This window comes from Streptomyces sp. RLB3-17 (assembly GCF_007113425.2).
GTDB classification, from domain to species: Bacteria; Actinomycetota; Actinomycetes; order Streptomycetales; family Streptomycetaceae; genus Streptomyces; species Streptomyces mirabilis_D.
On record NZ_CP041610.2, the window covers coordinates 4623234 to 4635769 of the forward strand.

8 protein-coding genes and 1 pseudogene are annotated in these 12536 nt (G+C 67.3%); 7 read left to right on the top strand and 2 right to left on the bottom strand.

Translation table 11 applies throughout. From position 1 onward, the window contains the following. The first annotated feature begins 90 nt into the window (after positions 1 to 90). The 5 genes from FNV62_RS21075 (at position 91) to FNV62_RS21095 (ending at position 4126) form a co-directional block, all read left to right on the top strand. A complete protein-coding gene (locus tag FNV62_RS21075) occupies positions 91 to 939 on the top strand; it encodes a helix-turn-helix domain-containing protein (RefSeq protein WP_181360892.1) in 849 nt (282 codons plus the stop codon). Further along, positions 936 to 1136: a DUF397 domain-containing protein gene (locus FNV62_RS21080; protein ID WP_144315524.1), complete on the top strand. Its 201-nt coding sequence runs from the start codon at positions 936 to 938 to the stop codon at positions 1134 to 1136. Before FNV62_RS21075 ends, FNV62_RS21080 begins: the two co-directional genes overlap by 4 nt. A gap of 178 nt (positions 1137 to 1314) precedes the next feature. Next, complete coding sequence (locus tag FNV62_RS21085) at positions 1315 to 3030, top strand: hypothetical protein (protein ID WP_144315525.1); 1716 nt, start codon at positions 1315 to 1317, stop codon at positions 3028 to 3030. Next, on the top strand, positions 3027 to 3572 hold the full coding sequence (locus FNV62_RS21090; protein ID WP_164404875.1) for a hypothetical protein: 546 nt from the start codon (positions 3027 to 3029) through the stop codon (positions 3570 to 3572). Before FNV62_RS21085 ends, FNV62_RS21090 begins: the two co-directional genes overlap by 4 nt. A 41-nt stretch (positions 3573 to 3613) precedes the next feature. Next, on the top strand, positions 3614 to 4126 hold the full coding sequence (locus FNV62_RS21095) for a nucleoside deaminase (RefSeq protein ID WP_164404876.1): 513 nt from the start codon (positions 3614 to 3616) through the stop codon (positions 4124 to 4126). Positions 4127 to 4285: 159 nt separating this feature from the next. On the opposite strand, the pseudogene FNV62_RS21100 reads toward FNV62_RS21095, so the two are convergent. Continuing rightward, positions 4286 to 4475: pseudogene (locus tag FNV62_RS21100) on the bottom strand (hypothetical protein); the annotation flags it as partial. Positions 4476 to 5111: 636 nt separating this feature from the next. On the opposite strand from FNV62_RS21100, the gene FNV62_RS21105 reads away from it, so the two are divergent. Further along, positions 5112 to 6467, top strand: coding sequence for an HNH endonuclease signature motif containing protein (locus tag FNV62_RS21105; RefSeq protein WP_225900317.1), 1356 nt, complete (start codon positions 5112 to 5114; stop codon positions 6465 to 6467). Positions 6468 to 6478: 11 nt separating this feature from the next. Here the strand turns inward: FNV62_RS21105 and FNV62_RS21110 are convergent, their stop codons facing one another. Beyond that, positions 6479 to 7654 carry a hypothetical protein gene (locus FNV62_RS21110; protein WP_144315527.1) on the bottom strand — a complete coding sequence of 392 codons (1176 nt, stop codon included), beginning with the start codon at positions 7652 to 7654 and terminating at the stop codon, positions 6479 to 6481. A gap of 683 nt (positions 7655 to 8337) precedes the next feature. Between FNV62_RS21110 and FNV62_RS21115 the strand changes: the two genes are divergently transcribed. Next, positions 8338 to 12441: a discoidin domain-containing protein gene (locus FNV62_RS21115; protein ID WP_143601779.1), complete on the top strand. Its 4104-nt coding sequence runs from the start codon at positions 8338 to 8340 to the stop codon at positions 12439 to 12441. The last annotated feature ends 95 nt before the right edge of the window (positions 12442 to 12536 follow it).

The window sequence follows — 12536 nt, forward strand, 5'->3', positions numbered from 1 at the left end:
ATGTGCAGGACGGGATTCCCACTTCCGAGTGATTGGCAGGCACGGACCTTGGCGCGAGACTGAACACCCACTATTCAAGGGATGGTTGAGATGGCTGGTTCACCGACGGCACGCCGCCGCCGTCTCTCGATCGAGCTGAAGAAGCTCCGCGAGAGGAGCTCACTGACCTGCGCGCAGGTCGGCGAGGCCCTGGACTGGAGTGGGTCCAAGGTGAACCGGATGGAGACGGGGACCGGCCGGGTCCAGCCGTCCGACATCGACGCGCTGTGCCGCTTCTACGCCACCGCCGACGAACTTCGCGAATTCCTCAAGTCACTGGCCCGGCAGGCCAATACGCGCGGCTGGTGGCAAGTGCACGGAGCCGGTGTGCCCGAGTGGTTCAGCATCTACATCGGCCTGGAGCAGGACGCGTCCACTTTTCGCCAGTACCAGTGCGAGTTGATCCCGGGCTTGATGCAGATCGAGCCATACATCCGCGAACTCCACACGACCGGCGCCCACATGTCCGCGGAGGACATCGACAGGGCCGTACGGGTGCGCGCGGAGCGCCAGACCATGCTGTCGCAAGCCGATGCCCCGGATGCCTGGTTCATCGTGAACGAGGCCGCACTGCGCCACATCATCGGAGATCGGGCACTGATGCGAGACCAGCTTGAACGCGTCTTGGATTCAGCCGAGTTGCCGACTGTGACCCTGCAGGTCCTGCCGTTCGACTCGGGCACCTATCCAGCTTCGGGTTCCTTCACCATGCTGGGCTTCCCAGCACAGGAAGCACCGGACCTGGTGTACCGGGACGGCATCACCGATGCCGTCTATCTGGAGGGAGAGCATCATGTTCGTGAGTACACCAGGGCGTTCGACGGGCTACGAGCCGCGGCCTTGAGTCCTCAGCGTTCCACCCAACTGATCAAGTCCGTCCTGAAGGAATACGCACAGTGAGCGTTGCAGAGCCCACGAACCCCGGCCGTCCGGCATGGTTCACCTCGTCTTACAGCAATGGTGCCGGCGGAGAGTGCGTGGAGGCCGCCTTCGTACCCGCAGGTGTGCTGGTGAGGGATTCCAAAGTGCCGGGCGGCCCTCATGTCACGGTGTCGGCCGGGGCATGGCACAGGTTTCTTACGGCATCGGTGGGATGACTCGAAGGACAGCATCTCCCCGCCCGTAGCTCTCTCGGGCGGAGCCGCAGAGCCCCTGTAGCGATCAGGCGCCTTCCGGCCGTCACCGCACCCGGGCCCGGACTCCCTGTTGGCAACATCACTGTTCTCTGCAAGAGTTGAGCGCCGCTGGTGAGGTCCGGAGTCGAACGGGGCAGCGGTGCAGACGTGGAGACAGTTGGCACTGTTCGTGTGCGCCGTGGCGCTCGGCCTGGTCGCACTCCACCATCCACAAAGCCATGACGACATCGTGGATGCCACCCAGTTCAGCATTGCCTTCTTCGCCACGCTGCTGACCGGTGAGGCGGTCATCTTCGCGCTCACGTTCTCCGCGGCCAGCTCCTGGCCCTCGTTACGGGCGATCGACAGCCACATCGCCTTCAGGGAATGGGTGCTCATCGGCTGGTTCGCGGCCTTGTTCACGGCCTGCGGACTCCTCGGCGACAACGCCGCCAGCGCCACCTACGGCGCGCTTCTGTTCCTGCTGGCCAACATCTTCGGGATCTTCTCCTTCATACAGCTCTTCGGCCTGGCCAGCATCGACGGCCGTAATCGGCTGCTGCGCCGGACCCTGGCCGGGGCTTTGGCCCGCCAGAGGACGGGCTTCAGCTCCTTCTTCTACGAGCTCGAGAACGACCCCGTCATCAACTCCTACCTGGGCACCGTCAGTCAGGCAGGCACCAGCAACGACCCCACCGCGATCCGGAACCTGGTCGACCAACTAGTGGAGGCGGAGGTACCGCCGGCTGCCGCCGAGGACGCCATCACCGTCCACCTCGACGTCCTGCATCGTTTTTCACGCGCCACCCTGGCCGGCGGCGCCGACCCTGTTCAGGTCAGCGCTTGCGCCCACGCACTGATCGACTCGGTCATCCGCCACTGCCGCCGGCTGCCCGACCCCGCTCCGCCTCTGGGTGCGCTCAGCCGCTACCTGGCCTGGCTCGCCAACACCGCGCTACTGATGTCGGTACGCGGCGTGGCTTCCAACCGGGCTGCCCGTGAACTCGTCGCCCTCACCACCGACGCTCGCCTGAAGATCCTGCGCTGCGTCGACCCCGACCCCAAGTCGGCCACTGCGCGGGACGAGCTCGGCACCATTTTCACCAAGCCGCTCCAAGTGCTCCTGTGGAGCGGCGATTTCACCGAATTCCATGGCGCTCACCAGGCCAGCGCTCTGTACGGCGCGTACGAGATCCTCACCGGTTCCAAGTTCATGGGGAACTACTGGGACGGCGCCTCCATCCTCACCCAACTGCGCCAGGCCCTTTACGGCGACACGGACGCCTTTTCCACGCCCGAAGCCGTGGCCTCCCGGGCGGCCTTCGGTTCGCCAGAGGAGTACGACCACTTCTGGGCGCTGGTCACCGTGACCGCGCTCGCCACTCTGCGCGACACCCGCCTGCCGCACCCGCCGGAGCTGGTGCGTCCCGAGTTCACCCCCGATCACCAGTTATTGGGGGCTTATCTGCGTACCTTCGCCACCCATCGCTACTTCGCCACCGCCGTGCAAGGCCGCGAAGCACTCCTGCGTCTCGTCTCCCGCGCCGACGCTCCCGGTTCGCCCGCCGCTGAGATACTCAGGGCACGCGGCAGCAACACATACCGTGTACCCGCCCCGCTCGTGGAACCGAATCAACGCCCGGCCGCGATGATTCTGGCCATCGCCTGCCGCCTCGCCCCACTGGTCCCCGGAGACGACGACACGGAGTTGCGGACCTTCCTCGCCTCACTCCCTTCCCCGGCTCTGACGGCCGCCGCTCGCCTCGCTGCCCGCATCCTGCCGGGCGCTGCTGTGGAATCAGACCCCGTGGAGGCCATCACCGTCGGCCTGAAGGTTCTGCAATTGATCGGCGCCCACACCCAGGAGGGAACATGACCGACTCCGTCATAGATGTGACCACCTGGCGCGAACGTCTGGCCGATCTTGAGGCATCAGAGGTGTCGGCCGCGGTGATCGTGCAGTGCGACCAGGCCTGGCTCCGCCCTGACCTCACGGCCTTCCGGAACGAAGTCGACCAGGCACTCATGACCGCCCAGCTGCGCCGCGGCGGCCGGCTCACCATCACTCGAATCATCCTGCACAGCCTCCCCCTCGCACCGGCAACCGTCCACCGATCGACTGCCGTCGATCGGGCCTTCGGCGAATGGCACCATCGTCTGTCCGCCGCAGGCGTCCTGCTCTGCTCCGGCAGCACGCCTGCACCCCGCGTCCATCGCCTGATCCTCCGAGGAGACCAGACCCGCGCGCCCATCCCAGATATGGTCGAACTACTGAAAAACGGCGACTGGACCAACCAGCACCGAGCCGAACTGGTGCTGCACACCGTCGAAACCACCGGTGCCACTACTCCTCTCACCGGCTACGACATGGACCTCGACGGCCCCTTCGGCGACGCCGATCCCTCCATCTACATGTAAGCGCGCGCCCGCAATCGGCCCACCGCACAATTGGAGATCAGGTGCCTTACGTTCCTCAGAGCCAAGACGACCAGGCCTTCCTGGCCCAAGCCATCGAGCTCTCCCGGCACGCCCTCGAAGACGAAGGCAAAACCCCCTTCGGCGCTCTCGTCGTCATCGACGGGAAAGTCATCGCCACAGGCACCAGCTCGGTCGTCGAACTCCGGGATCCCACCGCCCACGCCGAAGTCATGGCTCTCCGCGCCGCCGGTGCAGAACTCGGGCGCCACCTCATGGAAGACGCCGTGATGTACGCCAGCAGCGAGCCCTGCCCCATGTGTCTGGTCGCCTGCTACTGGGCCCGTATCCCCCGCCTCGTTTACGCCGCCAACAGCCACGACGTTGCCGTGAACGGGTTCGAAGATCTTCAGTTCTATCGCCAGCTCGCCCTTCCCAACGCCGAACGAACCCTGCTCGCGGAAACAGCTGCGGATGGTGAAGCCCGTGAAATCGCGGCCGCGTCTCTCGCCAGCTGGGCTGACAAACTGCCTTTCCCCGTCGAACCCAAAATCTGAGCTCCGACCGAAGAGAAGTAGGCACCGCGTGGTCAGGACGGCCTTCTGCCTCGACTCTTCATGGAGAAGCCGCGAGGACTACATCGCCGTGGGCTGGCATTCGAGTACCTCAGCGCGCGTGCGCTCGCCGACGGAGAGGCCGAAGCCGGCGGCGATCTACGCGAGGGTGCCATGTCGGCGCAGGTACACCAGGCCGACCGGGGCCCGCCGGTGCGGCGGGAGCTTTGCAGCGGTGGTCACCCTCGCGGGTGACGATGAGCATGGTGACCCACGCGGCCAGGGCGTGGGGCAGGTCGAGTGCGGCAGGACAGAAATCCAACTGGGTGCCTGTGTCGGTGGGCTGAGACATCGAACACCTCTCCCAACAGTGCGGGAGCTCGTGCGTTGCGGACACCGACGCCTCCACCCGATCAGTGGCCACACTGAAGGAGCTCACTGATCCGTCGCCCCCGGCGACGATCACGTCGACTCACGTGACGTAGGTATCAAGGCACCCAAGGCCGCCCGGTTTTGCTGAGTGTGGCGGTTCCGGGGCGAGCGTCAAGAGCGCCCTTCGGGCGTCGGCTACGCCGATTACGCTTCGCTCCACTCTTGACTCTCGCCCCTCCACCGCGGAGTGCTCTTTGCCGGGCGGCCCGAAAAGGGTCGGCGGGGGAAGCGGGGGTGGGGTTTCTCCGCGTTGCCGGGTGCCGGAAGTCTGCGGCTTGGGGAACGCTTATGGCCTTCCGCGCACGCCGGGTTGGTTTGGCGGCTTCCGGATCGTGGGTGCGGTGGACCGGAACGCTCGCCATCTCGGTGTGGCGCTGGCTGGGATGGTGTGCTGCCTGGGCTGGCCGGCGACAGGCGGAGTTCCCGGTTCCGGGGTGGATCATTCTGACGGATGAAATGCGGCAATGAGCTGGGGATATCACTCTGCGTAAGCGATAATGGAGGGGTCGGACCGTTGGTGGGTGGGTGAGGTTCGGCGCTCTCATGGGGGACGGGGGTGAGCGCGGTGGCTGTTGCGGTGGAGTCCGAAGTCGATGTGTCGTCTGCGGTGCCAGACGAGTGGATCTCTGAATTGCGGTCGTGCGCACCTTCGGTGGAGACCCTGGGGCTGCTGGTCGAGTTGGCCGGTGAGCGGCTTTCGGCGCGGGGACGGATTGATGCCCTGGCTGTGTTCGAGAGGCATCTTGCCTGGATGCAGGGGATGCAGGTCGAGGTGCTGGCGGCGATTGGGGAGTACGCGGATTCTGGAGCCGATGCTGCCGCAGCCGGTGAGGGCTTCGATGCTCGGCTGTTGCGGGAGTGGGACGCCGCGAGCGATGAAGTGGCTTGTGCCTTGCGGCTGGCCGGCGGCACCGCTTCGCGGCGGCTCGATGCGGCGCAGCAGCTGTGCGCTCGGTATCCCGCGACTCTGGAATTACTGAAGCGTGGGGAGATCTCCTATCTGCAGGCTGAGGCCGTCACGGAATTGTGTGCGGTTCTCGAGCCGGAGACGGCTGGGCAGGTTGAGGCCGTCGTGATCGCGAAGATGCCAGAGTTGGCCGTCGGGCAGACGCGGGCCTTGTTGCGTCGGCAGATTCATAAGGCCGATCCGGACGGGGCTGAGGAGCGGCATCGGCGGCGCAAGACGGATCGGGAGACTGTCCTTTATCCGCGAGAGGATGGAATGGCTCTCTTCGGCGCCGTCCTGCCTGCTGAGCAGGCTGCCGAGATGGGACAGGCCGTCGATGCGCATGCGGCCACGTTCGACAATGACGGGCGGACTCTGGCGCAGAAGCGTACCGACGCGTTGTACGACCTTGTGGTCAACCGGAACGGTGTGGTGGGAGATTGCGCGAGTCCGGTACGGGGGCGGGCTGCTGCGGTCGTGCAGGTCACGGTGCCTCTTGATGTTCTGGTGGGGGCCGAGGACGGGCCTGCGGAGCTGAAGGGGTACGGGCCGATCACCGCGGGGCAGGCACGTGAGATCGCCTTTGCTTCGGGGACGATCTGGCGGAGGCTCATCACCGATCCTGGCAGTGGGCTGCTCGTGAAGGTCGATCCGACCACCTACCGGCCCACAGCTGATGCCGAGCGGCAGGTCATTGCCCGCGATCAGTACTGCGCCTTTCCCAGTTGTCGGATGCCTGCGCATCGCTGCGATGTCGATCACGTCGAGCCGTTCGATCACGAGCGTCCTGAAGCGGGTGGATTGACCGTTCCCGACAATCTTCAGCCGTTGTGTCGGCGGCATCATCGGCTGAAGACCCACCATCCCGGGTGGAGGGTGACACGGGATCCGCATACCGGGATTGCCAGTTGGACGAGTCCCACCGGGCATACGTACAGGAAGGCGCCGCCCGTTTATCGGGAGTGAGTGAGGTTTACTCACTGACCGACGGTGAGGAACAGAGTTCCGACTAGAACTGACAGGAGGATCTCGTAGCCGAGGACGATGCAGGCCAGGGCCAACACTCCCTTCTGCCACAGACGCGGTCCGCGGTAGGGAAGGAGCGGTGGTTGGTCCGAGGGTTGGAGCGCCGCTTCGGTCGGGGTCGTGCCCATCTCCGCGCGGGTGCGCCACCAGTGACGTAGCGTTTCGCTCTTGGCTTCGAACTCCGAGTCCCAGAGCACGCGTCCGACACGCGGTACTGGCAAGGGCGTTCGGCGACTGCTCGCTTCAAGGATGACTAGCCTGCGCCCGCCGCGGTGGCGCTCGACGGCGATCCCTTGAATCTCGTCCCAGGGAACGGTTCGGGACCGCAGCCCTCGTATGACCAGGTGGTCGGCAGTGAGGATGACGCCTCTGCCGAAGCTCAGGAAGCCCGCGCCCAGCAGCAGCGAAATCGCGACGAGTGCGCCGAGCGTGCGGCCGAGGAGCGTCGGGTGATCAGCGCCGGGCCCCTCGGCGAACCCCGCCATCACCGCATCAGCCGCAAGCCAGCCGAGCAGCAGGGCCGTGGGCACCGACCGGCTTGGCGCAGGTCGCATACTCAGTCGCTCGGGCAGCTGGCCGTGGGTATGCCCCCAGGCGCCGAGTTCACCAGCCGTGTCTTCGACCTGGGCCGCGCCGCCGTTGGCAAGCCACCAGCTTCGGATGGTCGCGACCTTGTCGTCAAACCGGCGGTCGCGGGACAGGAAACCGGAGCTGGGCATTCGTAGCGGGGTGCGGCGTCCATCCGTCTCGTAGAGGACCACCCGCCGTCCGCCGGTGAACGGCTCGACCGCGACCTCGGCCACGTTGGTCCACGGGATGGTCCGGCGGCGCAGGTTGTGGACGACGACCGCCTCAGGGGTCAGGGTTACCCCGACGTAGCGGCTCAGCACCCACAGTTCGAGCGTGACGAAGAACGGCAGCACCACGGCCAGGACCCACGACTCGAACGGCGGGCCGGGCAGCCCGGGCCGCTGGTGCGCCCACAGCAAGGGGTTCGACAACTGCATCAGCACGACGGCGCCGAGGATCAGGCCCAGTGGCAGGGACTGCTGCCACGAAGCCCGATAGCGGACTCGGCCGACCATTTCCGACGATTCCGCTCCGCCATTGCGAGCTTCCTGGTTCACAGCTGTTCCACCCCTGCCGCACGAATGACGCGGGGCATCATGCCTGGCCAGGGACTGTTCGCGCAATGGCTGCCGACGGCCCCGGCCCGACAGAGCAACTGGCAGCCAGGGCGAGAACGTGCCTTCCGCTCGTAGCGCCCACAGCGCTACTCCCTCCGGCCGTTCGCTTGGGAGCGCATCTGCCCGGTATTGCGATCCGGGCGCATGGCCAGGTCCCACTCAGAGACCTGCGCGCACTGGGCGAGCGCACCGCCGCCGAGCGCAAGGAACGCTGGCGCGCACTCGAGCGCTTCACGCTCAGCCCGAGCCGGATTGGCGACCTAGCGCGGGCCGCCCTTGTCCTCAACGGCAACTGGAAATGATCTCCGGCGGGAAAGCCTCAGTGATCAACCGTTCTGGTTTGCTGGTTCGGAGGGCGGCTTCCAGCGGAGGCGGCGCCTTGGGGCGGCACGCCGGAAGTTCCGCGACTTGCTTCATGACTCCCCCGCCCCTGGGGCGACTTGCGCTCAGTGGGCCGTGATCGCGTCGGAGCAACAGTGATCGTGTGCGAGGTCTTGACAGGAGCTTGGGCGCGCGGCCACCTTTGGCAACGTTGTCACAACCTCTGGCAACGTTGTCATGCCACGCCTCCGGCGCCTCCGCGTGTTCGTCGGCCGCGCTGTTTTCTGATGGGACTCACGTTCATGGCAGGTCAGTCACATGCGCCGCGGGATCCTTCCGGTCCTTCCCGGCGGTCGGTGGTCACTACGGGTTCGACACTTCTCGGCGGGTTCGGTCTGAACGCTCTGTTCCCGGCGACGAGCACGGCCGCCGGGCGCGGCGACGCGCTCACCGCGGCGGCGCCGTCCGGTGAACTCGCCGCCTACCGCCCCGTCGCGGTCTCCTCGACGGACTACGCGCCGACTCCGGGCGAGTTCGTGGTCGACCGTCTCGCCTCGCCCGGGGTCCGGGGAAGCGGATGGCGCGCGGCGGCGGGGGACGATCCGCAGTGGATATCGGTCGATCTTCAGGCCGACTGCCAGGTGACGCGGGTCCGGCTCACCTTCGAGGCCGACGCGAGCGATCCGGTTTTCACGCCGCCCGCCACCGGCAACCCGGCCCAGGGCACCACCGGTAAGGAGATCCTGTCCAGTTACGCGCTCGCCTTCGTGGTCGAGACGTCCAGGGACGGCAGGTCCTGGACGAGCGTGTACCGCACGACGGCCGGTACGGGCGGGGTCGTGGACATTCCGCTGACCCGGTCCGTGACGGCGCGGTGGGTGCGGATGACGGCTCAGCGGCGGTCCAGTCCCAATCCGCTCGGCTTGAATGGATTCGAGGTGTACGGCACGGCCGGCGGGCGGCGTCCCGCGGTCACCGGCTGGACCGACTGGGGAATCCACCACGGCAAGGCTCCGGGGCTGACCGTCGCGGCGGACGGCACGGTGCCGCTGGAGTCCGGCTGGCGGCTGACCCTGGACGACTGGGCCGACGGCGAGGGCCCCGACCTGTCGAAGCCGACCGTGGACACCAGCGGCTGGCTGCCCGCCACCGTGCCCGGCACGGTCCTCGCCTCGCTCGTCGACCAGGGAAAGCTCCCGGACCCGGTCGCCGGCCTGAACAATCTGCACATCCCTGAGGCGCTCTCCCGCCATTCCTGGTGGTACAAGCGTGACTTCGACCTGCCGTCCGGTCTGCGCACCGGCCATGGCCGCAGGGTCTGGCTGGAGTTCGACGGCATCAACCATCAGGCCGACATCTGGCTCAACGGCCACCAGGTGGGCGGGCTCACCTACCCGTTCGCCCGCTCGGCCCATGACGTGACGGAGTGGATCGCCGAGAAGGGCCAGAACGCGCTGGCGGTGAAGATCACGCCGATGCCCGTGCCCGGCAGCCCTGGGGACAAGGGTCCCGCCGGGGAGTCCTGGGTGGACGCGGGCGCGGGTCAGATGAACCTCAACTCGCCCACGTATCTGGCCGCTTCGGGGTGGGACTGGATGCCCGCCGTTCGGGACCGGGTCTCGGGGATCTGGAACCATGTCCGGCTGAGGTCCACGGGTCCCGTGGTCATCGGCGACCCCCGGGTCGACACGGTTCTGCCGGACCTGCCCGACACCTCCGTCGCCGAACTGACCCTCACCGTCCCGGTCCGCAACGCCGATTCGGTCGAGCGCACCACGACCGTCTCCGCGTCCTTCGGCGACGTACGTGTCTCCAAGGCCGTCACCGTCCCGGCCGGCCGGAGCGTCGACGTGACCTTCGCCCCGGACGCCTTCAGCCGGCTGCGGCTGCGCGACCCCGCACTGTGGTGGCCCAACGGGCTCGGCAGCCCCGCGCTTCACGACCTCACCCTGGCCGCCTCGGTCGACGGGACGGAGAGCGACCGGCGCACCACCCGCTTCGGTATCCGCCAGTTCGGCTACGAGTACGACGTGCCGCTCCCCTTCACCTCGTCCGGCGACGCATGCACTCAGTCGCTGGAGGTCGGAAGGCAGCAGGCCCGCTATGTGCGGGTCAGGTGCCTGACCAGGGCCACCGACTGGGGCAGCTCCCTGTGGACCCTGTCCGTGACCGACAGCGGCAGACCGGGCACCGACCTCGCCCTGCACGCGAGCGCCACCTCCTCCACGACGGACGGCGACGACCACGGCCCCGGCAACGCCACCGACGGCGATCCCGGTACCCGCTGGTCCTCGGCCTACCAGGACGATCAGTGGATCCGCGTGGACCTGGGCTCCCAGCAGTCCTTCGACGGCGTCGACCTCGTGTGGGAGCAGGCCTACGCCCGGACGTACGTGGTCCAGGTGTCCACGGACGACTCGACGTGGACGGATGTGAAGTCCGTCGACAACACCGCCGTACCGCTGCCGTTCAACACCGACCGGGCGAGCCTGCAGGTGGAGGACTTCACCGCCCGCACCGCCCGCTTCGTGCGGATCAACTGCGGTGTGCGACACACCAGTTGGGGCAACTCCCTCTGGTCCCTGTCGGTGATCGACAGTTCCCGTCCGGGCACCGACCTGGCACTGCACAAGGCGGCCGCGGCCTCCACGGAGGAGTCCGACCATCCGGCCGCCGCCGCGACCGACGGCAGCCCCGACAGCCGGTGGTCGTCGCGGTACGAGGACCACCAGTGGATCCAGGTCGACCTCGGCTCCGCCCAGAGTTTCGACCGGGTGGCCATCCTGTGGGAGCAGGCCTATCCGAAGACGTACGTCATCCAGGTGTCGGCCGACGGTGACACCTGGACGGATGTGAAGTCCGTGGACAACAGCCCGGTGCCGCTGAAGATCAGTGTGAACGGCGTTCGGGTGCTGGCCCGGGGCGGCAACTGGGGCTGGGACGAACTGCTGCGGCGGATGCCGGCCGAGCGCATGGACGCGGCGGTGCGCATGCACCGCGACATGAACTTCACGATGATCCGCAACTGGGTCGGCAGCATCAACCGCGAGGAGTTCTACGCCAGTTGCGACGAACACGGCATCCTGGTGTGGAACGACTTCCCCAATGCCTGGGCCATGGATCCGCCGGACCACGACGCGTTCAACGCGATCGCGCGCGACACCGTGCTGCGCTACCGCATCCACCCCTGCGTGGTGGTGTGGTGCGGCGCCAACGAGGGCGACCCGCCGGCCGCCATCGACAAGGGCATGCGCGACGCCGTCGAGCAGCAGGCCCCCGGCATCCTCTACCAGAACAACTCCGCCGGAGGCATCATCACCGGCGGCGGCCCCTACAACTGGGTCGAGCCCGAGAAGTACTACGACCCGTCGACCTACGGCAGCAACAGCTTCGGATTCCACACCGAGATCGGCATGCCGGTCGTCTCCACCGCCGAGAGCATGCGCAACCTCGTGGGCGACGAGAAGGAGTGGCCGATAGGCGGGGCGTGGTACTACCACGACTGGAGTGAGCACGGGAATCAGGCTCCGCAGCAGTACCGGGCGGCGATCGAAACGCGCCTGGGCACCGCGACGGACCTCGACGACTTCGCCGGCAAGGCGCAGTTCGTCAACTACGAGAACGCGCGCAGCATGTTCGAGGCGTGGAACGCCCACCTGTGGGACGACGCCAGCGGCCTCATGCTGTGGATGTCCCACCCCGCCTGGCACAGCACCGTCTGGCAGACCTACGACTACGACTTCGACGTCAACGGCACCTACTACGGTGCCCGCACCGCCTGCGAGCCCCTGCACGTCCAGGCCGACCCGCTGAAATGGCAGCTCCTCGTGGTGAACCACACGCGTGGGAAGGTCGAGGGCGCGACCGTCACCGCCCGGCTCCACGACCTCGCCGGTCGCCGGATCGGCGGGACCAGGAAAGCCGTGGTGGATGTCGCGTCGGCGTCCACCACACCCGCCTTCGCCGTGGACTGGACCGACGACCTGCCCGATCTGCACCTGCTGCGCCTGACCCTCGAGGACCACGCGGGTCGTACGCTCTCGGCCAACACCTACTGGCGCCATCGGACCCCGGCCGCGATGAAGGCACTGAACGACCTCCCGCGGGTCAGGCTCTCGGCCTCGATCACCCGTGTCTCGCGCTCCGGTGCCGGTACCCGACGTGAGCTGACCGCTGTCGTCAAGAACCGTGGGTCGGCCCTCGCCCCGATGGTCCGGCTGTCGCTGTTGGACGATCACAGCGGTGAGCGCGTCCTGCCGACGCTGTACAGCGACAACTACCTCTGGCTGCTGCCCGGCGAGTCGCGGACGATCACCTTGTCCTGGCCGGCTCACGCGCTGCCGTCGAACCGTCCGGCGCTCGGCGTGTCCGCCTACAACAGTCCCCGCACGGTCGCCCGGGGGTAGGGCGGAGGTAGGGCTGAGGTAGGGCGGTCGTCGGGCGTCCGTTCGTGCGCGTTAGCCTCGGTTTGTTCGAAAGACGCAGGCAGGAGCGGGAGGCA